This window comes from Sediminitomix flava (assembly GCF_003149185.1).
Taxonomy (GTDB): Bacteria; Bacteroidota; Bacteroidia; order Cytophagales; family Flammeovirgaceae; genus Sediminitomix; species Sediminitomix flava.
Window position 1 is genome coordinate 206524 of sequence record NZ_QGDO01000008.1, and the last position, 19519, is coordinate 226042.

At 35.2% G+C, this 19519-nt stretch carries 8 protein-coding genes; 3 read left to right on the forward strand and 5 right to left on the reverse strand.

What is annotated here, in order from left to right; all coding sequences use genetic code 11:
* From BC781_RS22465 to BC781_RS22480, 4 genes are all read right to left on the reverse strand, one after another.
* Positions 1-1161 (reverse strand): family 43 glycosylhydrolase, encoded by a 1161-nt coding sequence (locus BC781_RS22465; RefSeq protein WP_109622205.1) that lies wholly within the window; start codon positions 1159-1161, stop codon positions 1-3.
* A 434-nt stretch (positions 1162-1595) separates the two neighbouring features.
* On the reverse strand, positions 1596-5618 hold the full coding sequence (locus tag BC781_RS22470) for a hybrid sensor histidine kinase/response regulator transcription factor (RefSeq protein WP_158281560.1): 4023 nt from the start codon (positions 5616-5618) through the stop codon (positions 1596-1598).
* A gap of 195 nt (positions 5619-5813) precedes the next feature.
* Positions 5814-7436 (reverse strand): glycoside hydrolase family 43 protein, encoded by a 1623-nt coding sequence (locus BC781_RS22475; protein WP_109622209.1) that lies wholly within the window; start codon positions 7434-7436, stop codon positions 5814-5816.
* A 251-nt stretch (positions 7437-7687) separates the two neighbouring features.
* Complete coding sequence (locus BC781_RS22480; RefSeq protein ID WP_109622212.1) at positions 7688-11899, reverse strand: hybrid sensor histidine kinase/response regulator transcription factor; 4212 nt, start codon at positions 11897-11899, stop codon at positions 7688-7690.
* 363 nt (positions 11900-12262) lie between these two features.
* On the opposite strand from BC781_RS22480, the gene BC781_RS22485 reads away from it, so the two are divergent.
* The 3 genes from BC781_RS22485 to BC781_RS22495 are packed head-to-tail and all read left to right on the forward strand — an operon-like array spanning position 12263 to position 16803.
* Positions 12263-13801: a family 43 glycosylhydrolase gene (locus BC781_RS22485; RefSeq protein ID WP_109622215.1), complete on the forward strand. Its 1539-nt coding sequence runs from the start codon at positions 12263-12265 to the stop codon at positions 13799-13801.
* A 3-nt stretch (positions 13802-13804) separates the two neighbouring features.
* The gene (locus BC781_RS22490) at positions 13805-15181 is read left to right on the forward strand and encodes a sulfatase-like hydrolase/transferase (protein WP_109622217.1); all 1377 of its coding nucleotides are present in this window, start codon (positions 13805-13807) and stop codon (positions 15179-15181) included.
* Positions 15182-15192: 11 nt separating this feature from the next.
* The gene (locus tag BC781_RS22495; RefSeq protein WP_109622219.1) at positions 15193-16803 is read left to right on the forward strand and encodes an arylsulfatase; all 1611 of its coding nucleotides are present in this window, start codon (positions 15193-15195) and stop codon (positions 16801-16803) included.
* 103 nt (positions 16804-16906) lie between these two features.
* On the opposite strand, the gene BC781_RS22500 is transcribed toward BC781_RS22495, so the two are convergent.
* Positions 16907-19024 (reverse strand): vWA domain-containing protein, encoded by a 2118-nt coding sequence (locus BC781_RS22500; protein WP_109622221.1) that lies wholly within the window; start codon positions 19022-19024, stop codon positions 16907-16909.
* Between the last annotated feature and the right edge of the window lie 495 nt (positions 19025-19519).

Sequence of the window (19519 nt, forward strand, 5' to 3'; positions counted from 1 at the left end):
TTATTGTAGGTTGAAATCTTGATTTTCATCGGGTCCTGGCATAGCATACGCAGGGTCTTTTGCTCTGATATAGATCTCTCCATTATCCAATACCTTAACTTCAAGCGGCACTATCGTTGTTCCTCTTTGATTGATGGTCTGGGCAGTTTTAGAAAGGTCTTTTTCCTGAATCCCATCTTTTTCAAGTGGAGGTACATCTCCATTATAAAAAGCTGTACACCACCATCTACCCTCTTTATCTTGAAAAGGTGTTCCATGTCCTAAAAAACGACCGACAAACTTTCTTGGTCCATACTCTCCCAGTATTTCATCAGCCACACAGTAATAAAGATTATAAGAACCTTTTCTCATTTTATCTGTACTCCAAGCTGTTCCAAATGAAACATACTTGCCCCCTATTTTTCGCATTGTTGCACCCTCATGTCCAATTCTGGAAATCATTTTTTCTGGATTGTTAGGATTCGGACGTTTGCTTGAAGGTCTAATAAAATAGGGTTTTGAAGCAAAACCCGAAAAATCATCATTGATTTTGGCTATATAAGTATTTGCCCATAGAGCATACCAACTTCCATCATCGTCTTGAAATAATGAAGGGTCATGTTTCTTATGAAAAGCTTTGCCCATTGTGTGGGTCCAAGGTGCTTCAACATTCTTTCCTTCAGAAAATGCTAGACTACTGTTTCCACTTGGGCAATGTACCAAAGCCCATTTTCCATCAACCCAATGAATCTCAGGAGCCCACAAAGGTACATTTCTATCCTTTGACTTATTATCAAACAGATAAGCATCTTCTATGCTGTAAGGTGTTCCCAAGTATTTCCAATCTATCAAATTTTTACTTATCCACAATTGTACTTTACTTCCAACAATACTTCCTTCAAATAACCCTTTATTGTATGGATCTGACTGTTCTCTTGAGTCATCGGGATTTGCTGTTGTTCCTGTCAGGTAATAATAATTATCTGGTCCTAAAATAATGTATGGGTCACGTATCCAATGTTCTTTGATGTAAAGTGCTTTATTGTGTGTTTTAAGACCAGCTTTTATTTCTGACTTTGACATAGCTGGTAAAACTGGTGCTACAATTCCTTGAGCTGTTTTTTGTTGACCAAAAGTATTTAAAGACATAGCTATAAATACGAATAGAAATATTCTTTTCATTCTGATTTCAATTAAGATTGAATTAAACAGGAAGAAATAATCAGAGCACTAAAAATTACATTTAGTCATCTGAATTACAATCCTGTAAGTACAGATTGAATTACAATATTTCTATACTGAACACTTAATCAGAAAGTCTATAATTTCTTCAAATATGTTCCTAAATTAAGCGACGCCTAAAACAAAAAATACCAAGTCAAAAACTTTAAACATTAGTACAAAAGAAATCCATGAATATTGGAGAAAAAGCCTTGAAAATTATTATTCAAAAAAGTTCGAAGGTAAATCATTTATTAACTCCAAAAGTAACTATAAGGACTAGAACTGCCTCGAATGAAAATATCTAACTCAGTTTTTAAATTTGCTCTTTTGATACCAGAGATTGAAGAATTTTCTATTTATCACAAACCAGTAAGAAACTAAATTAGGAACTATCAGAGTTGATCAGCCGTTTTGACATGCTCTTGTCGATATTGGACTGGAGTCATCTGATATTTCGCTTTAAAAACCTTGTTGAAGTGGCTCGGATTCGTAAATCCTGTCTGATAAGCAACTTCTGCGACTGTTAACTTTGAGGTCTTTATAATTTTTGCAGCTGTCTCCAATCGGATATTTCTAAGAAACTCTCCTGGTGTAAAACCTGTCAGAGACTTTAGCTTAAGGTGAAGATTTCTAGTGGTCATCCCCAACTCCTTGCTCAATGCATCAACTTTAAATTCAGAGTCAGAAATGTTCAACTTTATTTTTTGAATGATATCCTCTATAAAACTCTGATCAGTTTTATTTTCCGACACATCGGTTGGGATGAAAATATGCCTTTCTTGTAACTTTTGAATTGATTTTTCTTGATTATGGAATATATTCTGAATCTGCAATTTTAATATATCTATTTCAAAAGGCTTTGAGATGTACAAGTCGGCTCCCGTCTGTAAACCTTCTATTTTATGATCTGTAGAAGAACGTGCTGTCAATAAAACTACTGGAATATGACTCGTTTGAATATCTGTCTTCAGTTTTGTACAGAATTCTATTCCATTCATATTTGGCATCATCACATCACTGATAATCAAATTCGGCTGTGACTCAATCGCTTTTTGCCAACCTTCAATACCATCGGATGCGAATTCTATTTGGTATTCTGAGGAAAGTATACTTTTTAAATAGTCTAGAATATCCTCATTATCATCAACCAATAAAATTTGTTTACTCGAATTAGGATGCAATGGCATATTTATCTTATCCATTTTGATATCTGAAGTCAATTCCCTCTCAGGATATAAAATTTTGGAATCAGATTCTTCCGTTTGGATTTTATTTATTTCGTTGTGTTTAAAGTGTTGGTTTCCTAATGGTAATCGGATCGTAAATGCAGTACCTTTTCCTTCTTTACTATCCACCGAAATATCTCCATGATGGAGTAAGACCAATTCTTTAGAAAGTGCTAATCCAATACCCGAACCAAGACGCTTTTCCTTCTTATTTTCTTGATAAAAACGGCCAAATATATTTTGGATAGCTTCATCAGAAATTCCAATTCCTGTATCCTCTATTCTGATAATGATTTGACGATCTGAACTTACATCTTCATTCGTAATGATGACGCTCACGTTCCCTCCTTTTGAAGTAAACTTGAGTGCATTTGACAACAGATTAAACATTACTTTTGTGAACTTCTCCCGATCTAGCCATACCATGCTTTCGGTTGTCTGATCAAGCAGTCTTAATTCAATATTTTTATCTTCTGCCAAAGACTTAAATGTCATCAAAATTTCATCACAAAAAGTAACTATATCCGTTTCTGAAGCAGAAAGAGACATATGTCCTGTTTCAAGTTTTCGGAAGTCCATGATTTCATTCACAAGTTTCAATAATATATTTGCATTTCGTTCTAAAAGAGCAAATAGATCATCATTGTACCTTCTTTTAAGTTGTTGAATCGGACCGATTAAAAGCGTCAAAGGCGTTCGGAATTCATGAGAGATATTGGTAAAGAATCGAAGTTTAGATTGGTGAATTTCGTCCTTCTGACGAATTATTTCGTCTTGTGATTCTTTTAAAAGTAAATTGGTCTCCACTAGGTTCTGATTCAACACTGAAAGCTCTCTATTTTTCTTTAGCGTTTTAAGGAAAAGGTATAAGATGATACCTACTAAAGAACTAATCAGACTGATAAACCAAACTTGTTTGTAGACTGGAGGTAAAACCACAAAACTAACCTTAGCATTTTCTACTGACCGATTAAAGTCGCTATCCATACACCTCACTTCAAATAAATGATTCCCGTGCTCCAAAGAGAAAAAAGTGGCTGAAGTTTCTGTTGAATATTCACTCCACTCACCATCAGAAAGTCGGTATGAGTACAATAATTTATCTTTGGGGGTATGGTGCATAAAATCTTTTCCTTCCCAAGTAATAATGGCATTTCCTGACTGATCGATTTGTGGAGCATATTGCTTAATTTTTACTACAGGAGGAACTGTATCTGAAAGATGTTTGATTGTTAGGAATCGATAATTTTCATCAAATTCGCTATCATTGAAAACCTGATTTGTCCATGAGGTAGCATGAATATTTATCCATAAATTCCCATTATTATCTTCTCTGAATCCACCTCCTTTGTGGTAAATAGTCCAATCTTTGGGCAACACATTATACACCCATTCTCCTTTATAAAAACAATGATTGCCTTTTTCTGTAGCCACCCATAATCTGTCATTTGCAAAATGGATATCAACAATATTATTTGTCTTAAAATTAACAGATTGATATTGCTTTCGTATCCCTTTTTTATCCCATTTAAATAAGCCCGAACTTAAGGTTCCTAACCATAGGTCACCATTAGGCATCTGATAACTACTCGATATGCGTAATATGTTTAGAGGATATTTTTCCCAATCATTCTTTTCTGAAAATTTAAATGCAGCAAAATTACTAAATGCTACTAATACTCCTTTTGGATCGTAAGTGAATCCGCCTAAAATATTTCTAGGTAATTGAAATTGAGTAAATGAAATCGAATCTAAATCTTGATATGAAATTTTGACTACGCCTCCTTTTTTAGGTAACCTGTTTTTACTATCTGCACCCAACCATAAGGATTCATCTTTGTCTTCAAATAATGCATTCGGACTAGCACTTAATGCCAATGAATCGAATAGCTGTTTATACCAATTTCCATCTTTCAAATAGGCTACGGCAGCCGCACTTTGGTGACTCCCTGAACACCAAATATCTCCACGTGAAGTTATCATCAAACTATTTGGATTCTCTATCAATCCATCTGTTTGATCATAGACAAACCACTTTCCATTTTTATTCTTTACAACCTCTCCATCTTTTGAAATAAACCATTTTGTACCATCCTCAGATGCCGTCTGAAAAATTAAATCGTGATAGCTTTCATTTCTTTTCCGATTATACTCTACAAAATACACCTGACCTTGACTACTCCCAACCCAAAGATTCCCATCCTTTGTTTTTAATAGTTTGAGTTCTGCTGAAAATGCTACTGGAATATTTTTGTGAGTATACTTATTCCATTTTCCTTTATAAAAATCAAGTATTGAACCATTCCCAGAAATTAAAAGGTGGTCATCATCCATTTCCGTGATTGCATAATGCTCATCATTACCCCCAAAACCTTTTGCCAGATAGATGTTTTCCCAGCGCTGTCCATCAAAGGTGCATACAGGTCTGTAAGCTGAAGAAGATACAACCCACAACCGATCTGAGGTATTTAAACTTTCTACTTGCAAACCAAACTGCGGATTACCTTTGTAGTTACGCTCATCTCTAAATGATAATGGATTATTTTCATTTTTCGTTTTTTCGATGACTATTGTTCTATGATTCTTGGTTTGTGCAAACATCCATAATGAGTCACCTTTATATTTGGTTATCGTATTGATAAAAAAGTCTTTTCGAATACCTCCCTCATAAATCTGTGGATCGATACCCATACACTTTACATTTGGAAATAAACTTTGGGCTTTGGCTACTAAATTTTCTTTAGTATAAAAGAATTTCTTTCCTGATTTATAGTAGAATAAGCCATGATTAGTGGATGCCATAAAAGCATTTTTTCCAATAATTGTAATCGCCTGAACACTAATTTGAAACTCCTTGGGTTTGGTTTTCAAGAGATATTCAAACTTACCATCTTGATAGCTTAGTAACCCATTAGTCCCACCTATCAAAATAGCCCCATCGAATGTTTCAATGGTTTTAATCAAACCAACTGGCATTTTTTTCTCTTCCTCAGAAGTATGACAAGTCCATTCGTATCCATCAAAACTATAAAGGTATTTTTGAGGATTATTAAATGCTCCCCAAATAACTCCATTATCATCTTCTGTGAAATCCGCAAAATTTAAGCCTTGAACCTCAGGGAAATTACGCCATCTCCAACGCTCAGAAATTGGACTAGGTATAGAAGATTCATATGGTTTGAGTGCCACTACCTCGGAAATAGTGAGAAGCAAAAAAAATAGAATTGATAAGCAAGTTCTGAGCATACTTATACTTTTACATACTTTTAAAAAATTATTATTCTAGTGATAATACAACTTTTAAAGCGAATCTTCTTAGGGAAAAGGAATAAAAAATGGTCTTCTTTACAGAGGATAATCGTAAAGAAGACCAAAATATATTTATTAATTCTCTAATACATGATCGACTTTATCTTTGTAATAGAACCAATCGAATGATGCTTTTGCCTTTGATTTTTCTCCATAACTACTAGCAAACATCCCCACATAAGGTCCATTAAAACCTCCAGTGACATTATCTCCTACAATTCTGGATTCTTGAGGTTCTCCAATTTGTTGTAAATCATTTTCTGTTTTTCCATAAGAGAAAATGAATTTATCCTTGTCACACTTCACCGAAAAGACAACATCATTTTCTTTATAACTCACTTTTTTTACGATGTTAGCAACACCTTTTTCAATTCGTGATAAGACAATTTCCTTATTTTTCTTAGCAAGGGTATAATGATATTGAGCATTTCTAAAAACTGTCAAACCAGACGCTTCATTTAATTTTTTAGTCTTGAAAGAAAGTTTGGTTGATGCTGTAAATTCCTCACTTTCCAAACGCTTTACAATCATGGAAGGATTACATTGCTCATCTGTTAACTTCTCAGCTCTTAACTCAACTTGGAGCTGACCTTCGTTTAACTGATACCACTGAGACTGTGGTGTTCTCAAGAAATTGTACTCTAAACGTAGTTTTGAGCTTTCAAAATCATCTTTAGCAGGTAATTTTGTAAAAGGAGTCCAAGGCAAATTCGGTCTTTTATCTTCTGCTAGCACTTTTCCATGACCTTGATTAAATACAGGAAATCCATTTTCAAAGTTTACAGGAGTCAAAAAGGTTTCTCTTGCCAACAAATAACCTGCTGATAATTGTCTTTTTCCTAGCATTACTGCCCACCAATCTCCGTTTTGAGTTTGTACTAAATCTCCGTGACCAATTGTAGTAATTGGATAGTCACTTCCTAAATGTCTGTGAGTCAGTACAGGATTGATTTGAGAAGGAATATATGGTCCTTTAATATCTTCGCTTTCAAAAACTGTAATCGCATGAGGAAAACCTGTTCCACCTTCTGCGACCATGAGCATGTATCTTCCATCAATTTTATATAAATGAGGTCCTTCCGTATAATGAGCCATTGAGCCATGTCCGTGTGTAAGTTGGACTTTAGGACCAATCATTTTCCCTGCCTTCAGATCAATTTCTTGTAACCAAATACCATTTTGTTTTTCCCAAGGCCCAGCCAAGCTTTGCACTCTACCTGCCCCCGTATACCAACTACGTCCATCTTCGTCCCAAAAAATAGAAGGATCTATACCTTTGGCATCTGGCAACCAAACCGGATCAGACCAAGGACCCGCTGGGTCTGTAGCTGTCACATAAAAATTACCATCACATTGTACACAAGTTGTGATCATATAGAAAGTACCTTCATGATACCTTAGAGTTGGTGCATAAATTCCTCTTGATGTTTTTGTATTAATCAATTTGGGTAATTGTTCAGGACGATCTAAGGCATGTCCAATCAATTCCCAATTTACAAGGTCTTTACTATGGTAAATTGGCACTCCAGGAAACCACTCAAATGAAGAAGTTGCCAAATAATAATCCTCACCTACTCTGCAAATAGATGGGTCAGGATGAAAACCCGGTAATATCGGATTTTTAAAGGTCTCAGGTTGGGCTACTAAACTCCCAAGACTAGCAATTAGGAATGTAAAGAGTAAGAATATTTTTTTCATTGTATCCTTTGATAAAATTGTGATAACCGTATTGCTGTTAGCAATTTATATGTCTTGCTGAGTTACTTAATATTTAAAGAAGATCAGAATTTTACATTTACCTCTGGTCAGTTAGATTATTCTTAGATCAAAAAGGGCAAATTTACGCTTGTTCTTTAAATTCATTCTTCAATTTAAAAAAACGTGTATCTCTATCAGAGAAATAGAGAATACACGCTCGATCACTTTTTATAAACAACACATTGAAAATATCAGACCGAAAGCTCTTCTTCTACTTCTTGAGCTTTCATGGCTTCTTCTTTTAAAGTCTTACCATTCATTTTGATATATTTTGATGGTGTAACTCCAAACTCCTTTTTAAATGCTCTGGTAAAGTATGATGGACTCTGGAATCCGACCTTTTCCATAACTTCTTGAATGGATAGATTTTCAGAAGCGAGTAACATCACTGCTTTTTTGAATTTTGCCTGACGGATAAATTGATTGATTGAGCAACCTGTTGTTTGTTTCACTTTTTTGTACAGATTTGAACGACTGTATCCTAATGTTCTACAGATAAAAGTTACATCAAGTTCTACATCAGAGATGTTTTCTTCAATCACTTTTGTAAACATATCGATAAACTCTTGATCTCTTCTGTTATCTGCCAGTTCTTTCGTATCTGCAAACATATCTGTCTGATACTTTTCTTTCAAACGGCTTCTTCGCTCAAGAATTTGCTCTACTTTTACATCTACTAAACCTACATCGAATGGTTTATTGAAGAAGGTATCAACACCAAGTTTAGCCGCTCTCAACTTATCTTGTACATTATCTTTCGCAGTTAATAATACAATTGGAACATCAGTAGCTATATTGTCTTCCTTCATTTTCTCAATCATGGACAATCCATCCATTTTAGGCATCATGATATCACTGAGAATCATATCAGGACAATTTGCCTTAATGACCTCCAAACCTTCAAGTCCATTTTGAGCAGTAACAACCTTATATTTTTCACTAAAATGTTCTGCCAAAAACTCTAACATTCTTGGATTATCTTCAACCAAAGCAATACAATTTTTTTTCGTTTCCTCAGATGTAGAATTTTCCTTTTCCTTGACCTCTTCTACTTCTTCGTAAGCCTCTTCATAACCATAATTTGCTTGGAAAGTTAGGCTATCTTCAACCACTGAGTCTGTATCAATATATTCATCAGCATTACTAGGCAGTCCAATAAATACTTCTGTCCCTTTTCCTTCTTCACTAAAAATATGGATTTCACCACGGTGTAAATGCACTAGATTTTTAACCAAACCTAGACCGATACCATAACCAACATTATCATTCTGATCGTCTTTGCCTCTGAAATAACGGTCAAAAATATTTGGTAAAAGATCTTTCTTAATTCCCATTCCATTGTCTTTCACTCTAATCCAGAATAAGTCTTCACCTTCTGAATTTTCATTGATTACAAAACGATGTTCGTAAACAGACTCAGGAGCAACCTCTAAATGGCTACATTCAAATTCTAACTCACCACCTTTAGTTGTGTATTTAATTGCATTTGAGATGATGTTATGGATAATCTTCTCCAACACTTTCGCATCACACCAAACGTAAGGATCATTCAAATTATTAAAGCTGCTTACCTTAATATTTTTCTTCTCAGCCAAAGCTTGGCACTGTGCAATGAATTTCTCTGAGAATGTTGGTAAGTCAACTTTAGAAACCTTTAGCTTGAAGTGTCCTGTTTCTAGCTTTCTAAAATCGAGTAGTTCGTTAATCAACTTATCTAGCTGCATCGAACTCTCTTCAATACGGTTAACCAATCTTGACTCCATACTAGAATCTTCTACATTGATATATCCTTTCAACTTATGCAAATTAGCCAAAATCAGCGCTAAAGGAGTACGGAATTCATGAGATACATTCGTAAAAAACTCTAGTTGCATTTCATGCATACGCTCACTTTGCTCATATTCCATTTTCTCCATATCACTGAGTTTCTTCTCCTGTTGCCATTTTAGTAGACTATAATAGCTCAATATCAGCAGTAAAATTCCAATGATTATGTATACACGTTTTGCAATCACCGATTTGTACCAAGGTGGTAAAATGACAATTTCTAATTTATTTACATCACTCCACTTCTCTTCTCCATTACTCGATTTCACTTTTAAATTATAAGTCCCACTTTGTAATTCAGTATATTGAATTTCAGGCTTATCAGTATAATTCCAAGCTGAATCTATCCCTTTGATTTTATAGGCATAAATCAACTTTTCACTGTTTGCAAAATGGAAACCCGATAGTGTAAACTCTAAACTATTTCCATGCGATGGTAATTCTATTCTGTTTGAATAAAGAATACTTTTATCTAGAACTTCCTCTCCACCCAATTGCACACCCGGAACGATTCGCTTGTTATTTACTTGAATACTCGTGATTCCTACGTTAGGCTTAAAGTCATTATTTTTGATTTGAGCAGGATAGAAATAGTTTATTCCATTTACTCCACCAAACCACAATGAAGATTTAGGACCTTTACAAACTACGTGAGGCTTGAAAGTATTAATTGACAAACCATCAATAGTACTGTAATTGATGACCTTCTCCGTTTTAGGGTCAAACAAAGAAATACCTCTACCTCCTAACCAAAGTCTATCTTGTGCATCAAATTCTATACTTTCAATATCATTTGATGAAAGGCCTTCTTCATCCGTAAAATGCTTCACTGTATATCCTAACTCTGAAAAATGTACTTTATTTAGACCTCCACCGATAGTTCCTACCCAAAGGTTATCTCTATTGTCGGGTTTAAGAGTCATAATAAAGTCAGAGTTAATACTATTACCGCTATTGTCGGTCTTTATGTGTTGTACATTTTTGAAATTACCTACCTGATCTAAAATGATACGATTTGCCCCATTCTTTGTACCTACATACAAAATTGGTTCATGTTTATCTGCGTAAACATCCGTAATCATATTGGATGTCAATCCATTGCTCATTTCTTGACCTGCATAGAAATGGGCAATTTCATAATCTTTTTCAGAATTGAAACGAATACGGTTTAGTCCAAATGTCCAAGAACCCGCCCAAATGAAGCCGTAGATATCTTCTGTGATCTCATAAATCTGTGTGTGTGTCAGAGAACGTTTATCCATTCCTGAAGAAGTAATATTGAAAAACTTCCCATTCCCAAGAAATACACTCAAACCATTATCTGTACCAACCCAAATACGTCCTTTTTTATCTTTTAATAATGATCTGATATTATTAAAACAAAGACTGTAAGGATTGTTCGGGTCGTTTTTATAGCTAACTACTTTATTCGTCTTTGTATTCACTACATAGATACCATCCGAAGAACCTATCCACAGATTTTGTTGATCATCAAAAAGTAAGGCTCTATAGTTTTTGCCTCCAATAATATCTGTAACTGCCTTTGGAAGTACTTCAAATTTCTTTTGGGTTAGATCAATAAAATTGACACCACCACCTGAAGTTCCTACCCACAATCCGCCTGTTCTATCTTCTAGTAATGAGGAAATAGTTTGAGTAGATGGCCAATACGCTTTAGTACTTTGTTTACTATAACGTACAGGTTGTGACATTTTTGATGTATACATCATCAATCCTTGATGCGTACCTACCCAAAGCTGACCCAAGTAATCTTTATGAATAGCTAAAACACCTGCTCCTTTAGGAAGTTCATCTGAAATATCATAATGTGTCAAAGCACTTTCCCAGTTCATATCCTCAATCTTTTCTTTAGGGATATGTAAAATTTGCCCTCTACCACCTAAATATATGCCTTCACTTTTATTGATGTAAGCACTATGAAAAGGATTCATGGTGTGACGGCCGATATTGATTCTTTTAATCTCTCCGTTTCTATATCTCCAAACACCATTTGTACATAAAGCGAAAGTATTATTTGCTCCATCGCTAGCAAAACCCATCACACTTACCTTCCCTAGCTGTTGTACACTGTTAACTGTTTCTATATCTTTTCCAAGTTCTACTCGGACTAAGTAACTTTGACCATAAACGAGTAACTCTTTATCATTAACCTCCAACATCTTTTTAGGTGTGATAAGGTTAGTTCCCTGAGGAAAATTGAGTTTAGTAAAACGTTCTGACTCTTTATTAAAATGAAAAATACCTCCTTCGGTCAACACCCAGATGTATCTTCCTTTACCATGCACTAACTGTACAATTCGATTTACATGTCCTTTATTATTCTTCCCATATTCTATGTGATAGTTATGAAATTGATAGCCGTCATATTTTTGAAGGCCAGATCGAGTTCCTAACCATATATATCCTACAGAATCTTGAAGTATAGATTGAACATCTGTATGTAATACCCCTTGTCGGAGATTGTAATTGTCTACCTTATAAACAGGTTTATGTTCACCTTCTCCAAAGCTCAAAAAAGACAATAAGGCAAATACAAAAGTGAGTAGTTGTTTCATGTGTTGGCCTAATTTGAATTAAGTATAATAGTTAAATAGTGCTATAAAGGTTGAAAAAATAATTTAAATGTAAGAAGTACACACTTTGGTTTTTGCCCATTTAAACACTTTTGAAACATTACGAAATACAAATGGACTATTCTCACATAATTTAAAAAGCACAATTAGATCAAAAAACTTTTAGCCTAGATTTTAATTCTCCAAAATTAAATAGACAAATTCCTCTCCAAGACTTAGATGATTAAGTGGAATTGTATCTAAATATTTCTGTTTTAGATTTAATCAAAGTTGGCTTAGCTTAAATAATTAACGTTCTAATTACATTTAACCAATCACCTATTTTTCCATAAAACAAACATTCAAATGAAATCCATACTATTTAGTATTGGCTTAAGCCTTCTGACAGTCGGTGCATTTGCACAAAAACAAAAAAAGGAGAACGTAAATAAAGAACCTTATCCCCTAGGCAATCCGGTAATTACTCATATGTATACTGCTGATGCCTCACCACATGTAATGCCCGACGGTAGAGTATGGATGGTGACATCTGTAGACCATGAAGACGGTGGTGGCTATTCTACCATGCACGCTTATCATACTTTCTCCTCGTCAGACATGAAGAATTGGGTAGATCATGGTGAGATTCTACACATTAACGACATCATACCTGAAAATACCACTGAGAATGAAAAAGATTGGGCACTATGGGCTCCTGACATGATCTATAAAGATGGATTGTACTACCTATATTATCCTGTAAGAATTCTTGATAATGTAGCATCCGAAAAAGCAGGAAAAAGAATCGTTACAAGCTACATTGCAGTTGCCGTTAGCGATTCACCTACAAAACGTTTTAGAGTTGTTAATCCAAAAATAGAAGGTACAAAAGGGATTGACCCTGCCGTTTTTATTGATGACGATGGCGAAATGTATTTGTATTGGGGAGAACATATGGCTGCTAAGTTAGCTGATAATATGATTGAATTAGCTAGCAAACCTGTAAAATTGGAGGTGGGAACGAAGCGCTTTATGGAGGCCGTTTGGATGAATAAAGTTGGTGAGGAATACCATATTTCCTACCATACCAAATACGACTGGAAAATAAAGATTACAAAAGACAACTACCTCGACCCTGACCGTAAGAAATCTGAACTATCATATTCTGTAGGTAAAAGCCCAATGGGACCTTTTACATATGCTGGTACTTTGAATTACGAACTTGGTACAAACGTTAATAATGGCCCTAAGAGTCCAAATGGCCCTTATGTACCATGGTTTCAAACACAATCTAATCATGGTGGTATCGTTGAATTTCATGGTCAGGAATACCTTTTCTATCACACTTCCGCTCTTTCTTCTTGGAGACAAGACAAGTTTGAAGGTCCTGGTACTTGGACGCAACGATCTGTTTGTATAGATAAACTCAACTACGACAAAGGCAATAAGATCATTCCCGTTCAACAAACGATAGAAGGTGTAAACTCTGTTAAAGTTAAACAATCCTTTGAACAATCATTAAAACTCAAAAAGGCAAAAATTGAAGGTAGAGTCAAATTAGTTGATAATGCTATTTTAGAGGTAAATGGACAAGCCAATGTGTCTTTTGAGAAGGTGAACTTGGGTACTGGGTACTACTATTTTGATTTAAAAACTTTAGAAGCTGCTGCATACGCTATAGAGATTAGACTAGATAGTACCGAAGGTGAATTACTGGGAACAATCAAGTTAGATGATAAATCAAAAGAAAGAAATAAAGGAGTAGCAAGTTGCTTTTTGAGAGATGCGAAAGGAAAACGTATTGTGTACCTAGTGTTTAAGTCAAAAGAGGGGAATAAAAAACCACTTCAAATCAAAGACTTGAGATTCTTTGCAGGAACACCCTTGAAAGTAAATACCATCTAGAAAATGAGAACTTTACTCATTTATATCATGTTGGTTTTTACTTTTTCTCTTTGTTTAGGAAAAGATAAAACTAAACCTCCTCATATCATCCTCATTTATGTAGATGATATGGGAATTGGCGATGCCTCTTACACGAATGGAGCAGTAACTACGACTCCAAACATCGATAAGCTTGCCCAAAATGGGAAAATATTCACGCAATACTACACAAATGCTCCCGTTTGTTCACCCTCTAGGGTTGCAATCACCACAGGGATGTATCCTATGCGTTGGAATATCAACACATTCTTGAGTAGCAAAAAACACAACAGGCTATGTGATCAATCAGATTATCTAGATGCTTCTGCACCTTCAATGGCAAAAATTCTCAAAAGTGCAGGTTATCAAACAGCTCATATCGGAAAATGGCATATGGGTGGAGGTCGAGATGTTCACTCTGCTCCCTCTATTACAGCCTATGGCTTTGATGAAGTTTGCTCCACTTATGAAAGTCCTAATCCTGATCCGCTACTCACCTCTAAAAATTGGATTTGGGCGCCAACTGACAGCATCAGACGATGGGAGCGCACAGCCTATTTTGTAGATAAAACCTTAGATTTCTTAGATCGAAATAGTAACCAAGCCTGTTTTGTAAATCTTTGGCCCGATGATGTTCATAGCCCTTGGGTTCCAACAGAGCAAGTGGAAAGAGCTGGCAAGAAAGAATTTTTCAAACTGCAAAACCTACAACCTGTTTTAGATGAATTTGATACTCAAATTGGAAGACTAATTCAAGGATTAAAAGAAAGAGGTCTTTATGAAAATACGCTTATCATTTTCACAAGTGATAATGGCCCTGCTCCAAGTTTTGATAGATTACGAACCAATCAGAAAAGAGGTGTGAAGAACAGCCTTTATGAAGGAGGAATTAATATGCCATTCTTCGTGCATTGGCCAGCAAAAATTAAAAGTGGTCAAGTAGATTCTACTTCAATCATTGCGGCATTTGATATTCTACCAAGTCTTTTAAATCTCACTGATTCAGACTTACCAAAACATACTCATTTAGACGGGGAAGATATTAGTAAAAGTCTGTTCGGCAACCAAACTTATAAAAGAAAAAAGGAAATCATGTGGGACTATGGTAGAACTCCTAAACATAATTTCCCGAAAAATGGAGATGCTAGTTTACAATTGGCATTAAGAGAAGGAAAATGGAAGTTTTTTACAGTTCCTGATGGCAGTAAAGTAGAACTCTATGATTTATCAAAGGACCCAAATGAAAAAGTAGATATATCTGAACAATACCCAAGACTCGTCAAAAAGTTTAAAGCTAAAACGATACGATGGTATCAGGAAACAGATAAATCTGAGGTTAAAGAATATTTAGTCGCACAATAAATGACAAGAATATGAAACAATTATCGCTGTTTTTCATAAGCCTATTTCTTATTAAAAGCGTATATGCTCAAAAAGATGAACGCCCGAATATTATTCTCATTCTAGCTGACGATATGGGCTATTCTGATATAGGATGTTACGGAGGGGAAATACCGACACCAAACCTTGATGCTTTAGCCGATAATGGAATTCTTTTGAGTAGCTTCTATAATACAGCCCGTTGTTGCCCAACAAGAGCTAGCTTAATGACAGGTCTTTTTCCTCATCAAACAGGAATCGGGCAAATGACAAATAGTCCTAAAGGAGATACTTTTAAAGATTGGGGTACAGAAGGATACATCGGGTATTTGAATAAAAATTGTGTAACGATTGCCGAAGTGCTGAAAGAATCAGGTTACAGTACTTATATGACTGGAAAATGGCATTTAGGCTATCACGATAAAAGTCGTTGGCCGTTACAACGTGGTTTTGATAAATTTTACGGTAGTATTTCGGGAGCAACGAGTTATTTTTATCCTAACGGAAAGCGTCCTGTAATGTATATGAATGAAGTGCTTCCGCCACCCGATTCTACTACATATTATACCACAGATGCTTTTACAGATTATGCCATTCAGTTTATTGATGAACACGAATCTGATAATCCTTTCTTTCTATATTTAGCCTATACGGCTCCACATTGGCCCTTGCATGCCAAAGATGAAGACATCAAAAAATTTGTTGGAAAGTTTACTAAAGGATGGGATCAACTTCGTAAAGAGCGTTTTGAACGTATGGTCAAAATGGGTTTGATGGATAAAAAATGGGGTCTTTCAGAAAGAGATCATAGGGTGAGAGCTTGGGAAGAAGTAGACGATAAACAGCAAGTTCGTTCAGACTATCGAATGGCTGTCTATGCTGCTCAAGTATTTTGTATGGACTATAATATTGGTAAGGTCGTTGAAAAACTTAAGACAGATGATGAGCTTGACAATACCTTAATTCTTTTCCTTTCAGACAATGGTGCTTGTGCCGAACCTTATCAAGAATTTGGTGGGAAGCCTGACTCCTTTATCAATAAAGCTACTTTTTCGGGAGCTGTTTCTTACGGAATATCTTGGTCAAACCTTTCTAACACACCATTTCATGAATACAAGGTAAAAACATATGAAGGAGGAATTTCAACGCCACTGATTGCACATTGGCCAGCCAAATTCAAAAAGAGAAAAGGTAAGATTGTACATCAACCTCATTATTTGATTGACATCATGCCTACTATTTTAGAGGCCTCTGAAGCACGTTATCCTAAAAATTACCATCAAGGCAACAACATCCATAATTTGGAAGGAATTAGCCTTTTACCACTACTTTCTAAAGGAAAAGGTGATGCACATGAATATATGTTTTGGGAACATCAATCTAATTGTGCGGTCAGAAAAGGAGATTGGAAAGCCATCAAAAAGTTGAATGATAAAGAATGGCAACTCTTCAATCTAAAGAAAGATCGTATTGAGTCTGATAATTGTGCAAAACGATATCCAGAAATCGTTGAGGACTTGGCTCAAAATTGGGAAAAATGGGCTAAAACGCATTATGTACTCCCAAAACGGATTTCTAAAAAAGAAACTTCTTCAAATCAATAAAAATAAAAGCCCAATTAGTAGACATCAGAAGCTACTTATTGGGCTTTTAATTTATTCTTATTTAAAAAATAGATACTCAAATTACTCTAAGAAAATCAAAGGATTATAGTTCACTAGCTTTCTTTCTGAAAGACTTGGATAAAATTCTAGCATTTTCAATTAAACGCACCATTTCTGCTCGATAGCCTTCGTCATCTCTTCCTTTGGCACCTTTGGCTAGTTCTTTAGTAGAATCCCAAGTAGCGTTTCCTCTGTATTTGGAGTTTTTGAGAAGCATCCCAAATTGTGCTACAGCAGCAGAGAAACGGAAATTATTGCTACTTACTTCAAAAGGAATTGGCGTGTTTTTGACTACTTTTTCAACCAACTGACTCTTAGTGCCTTCAGGTTGTTTGTATCTTAGCTTGAGTGTGATAAGGTCATTACTTTCAAGTGCTGCAACTGTTGGTGCCGATTTTTGATATTTTAAATTCGTATTTGATTCCATACCAGATGCAGGTACAATTTCATAGAGTGCTGTTACGTTATGCCCAACGCCAATTTCTCCAGCGTCCTTTGTATCATCATTAAAATCTTTATTGGCTAAAGCTCTATTTTCATAGCCTATAAGTCGATACTCAGCAACCATAATCGGGTTGAATTCTAATTGGAATTTGACATCTTTTGCAATGGTAAATAATGTACCACCAAATTCTTTCACCAAGACTTTCTGAGCTTCTAAAAAGTTATCGATATACGAGAAGTTACCATTCCCTTTGTTGGCAATGATTTCCATCTTGGCATCTTTATAATTCCCCATTCCAAAACCGAGAACAGAAATGGCTATCCCTTTTTCTCTTTCTCTTACAACGATTTGCTCCAATTCTGCATTACTGCTTTGCCCTACATTAAAGTCTCCGTCTGTGGCCATTACAATTCGGTTATTTCCACCTTCTATAAAATTATCGTTGGCAACTTTATAAGCCAATTGTAAACCTTCTCCTCCAGCACTAGCACCACTTGCACGTAAATCTTCTAATGCTTCAATGATTCTATCTTTTTCATTACAAGGCGTGGACGGTAATACAATACCTGAACTTCCTGCATAAACAACAATCGCTACGCGATCCTCAGGTCTGAGTGTTTCAAGTAGCAGCTTAAGAGACGATTTTAAAAGAGGGAGTTTATTACTGTCAGACATAGAACCCGATACATCCAATAAGAAAACGATGTTGGAAGGAGGTAAATCTTTATGGTCAATTTGTTTTCCTTGAAGACCAATATGAAGTAGTAAATTATCTTGATCCCAAGGACAAATTGATAGTTCAGAGTTTATACTAAATGGGACATCACCTTCAGGTTGAGGATAGCTGTAATCAAAATAATTGATCATTTCTTCCAATCTGACAGAAGCTCTTGGAGGAAGAGTACCGTTATTCAAATACCTTCTGACATTGCTGTAAGAGGCAGCATCAACATCGACCGAAAAAGTTGAAAGCGGGTGAGCAGTAACAGTTTTGAAAGGGTTTTCTTCTACGAAGGCATATTCTTCATTAGGGTTTGTCTGAGGATCTTCTTCCTCTGGTAAATCTTCAGGTTTTTGCTTTTTTGGAAGTTGGTTAGGCTTCTTCTTATTAGGCTTGAAACCTAAAGATTTTTTTACTTCAAGACCAGAGACTTTTTGCTCTATGATAGAATAGGCACCCTCTTCTTCAGAAACTTCATAATAGATACCTTCTTGGCTATATTCTTCAGGAGATATCTCTTCATCATACTCAGGGACAGAAATCTCTATTTCTTCAATTTGAGTTTCGTCAGGCACTTCTACAATAGCTGGCACTGATACTACAGATTGATTATTCTTCCCTTTTTTCTTTCTTGGCTTGAAACCAAATACCTTTTTTCTACCATATCCTGATACTACAACTTCGTCTAATTGTTCTGTGTCAGGTTGAAGTTGTACATCAATTAGTCTTTTGCCTTCAATTTTAATTTCTTGACTTTTATAGCCTATGTATTCGAAGACTAGTATGTCTGAAGGTTTTGCTTTTATACTGTACTTTCCATCAAAGTTCGATACTGTGCCCATTGAAGTGCCTTTTACTTGAATATTAACACCAGGTAAAGGATCCTGATTCTCATCTGTAACAGTTCCAGCGACAGTAATCTCTTGAGCAAGACTTAAGCTAATGGAGCTGATAAAAAATAGTAGAGAGAAGATGCTAAGAAGTTTATTTTTCATAGTGTATGATTAAAAAATGAATACTTGAAAGGATTTACTAAGTACTTTGATTTTAATCTAACAATTAATCAGTCTGAATAAAAGTAGATTGTATAAAATTTATGATAAATAAAGATATGATTATCAATTGAAATGCTCCACGTTATCAGAATTAAAAACAATAGTATAATTATAAGCTTTTGAGATTTAGTTGCTCTACTTTTTAGTTAAAGAATCACCATTTTAAAAGCAAAAAGTAACCCCTTCTTCTAAAAGCTAATTAGACTTTAAGAAAAAAGGGTTTTTGTAAAAAGTAATCAAGTTCTAAGGCTAATCAATTAATAGTCTTCAACAATGCGAGCTAATTTTTCACTCATTCTTTAGTATGGTGACCGATGAAGAATGACAATTAAATTTATAATAGGAAAATATAAAGGTTTTTAAAGTCTACTAAAGTTGAAGCTATAGATATACTTAGTTGTGAATGATTCTGAAACCTGATAATTTACATTCAAA

Excerpts from the sequence above, each read along its gene's own strand:
- BC781_RS22465 (WP_109622205.1), bottom strand. The coding sequence starts at position 1,161 with ATGAAAAGAATATTTCTATTCGTATTTATAGCTATGTCTTTAAATACT.
- BC781_RS22475 (WP_109622209.1), bottom strand. The coding sequence starts at position 7,436 with ATGAAAAAAATATTCTTACTCTTTACATTCCTAATTGCTAGTCTTGGG.
- BC781_RS22485 (WP_109622215.1), top strand. The coding sequence starts at position 12,263 with ATGAAATCCATACTATTTAGTATTGGCTTAAGCCTTCTGACAGTCGGT.
- BC781_RS22495 (WP_109622219.1), top strand. The coding sequence starts at position 15,193 with ATGAAACAATTATCGCTGTTTTTCATAAGCCTATTTCTTATTAAAAGC.
- BC781_RS22490 (WP_109622217.1), top strand. The coding sequence starts at position 13,805 with ATGAGAACTTTACTCATTTATATCATGTTGGTTTTTACTTTTTCTCTT.
- BC781_RS22480 (WP_109622212.1), bottom strand. The coding sequence starts at position 11,899 with ATGAAACAACTACTCACTTTTGTATTTGCCTTATTGTCTTTTTTGAGC.
- BC781_RS22500 (WP_109622221.1), bottom strand. The coding sequence starts at position 19,024 with ATGAAAAATAAACTTCTTAGCATCTTCTCTCTACTATTTTTTATCAGC.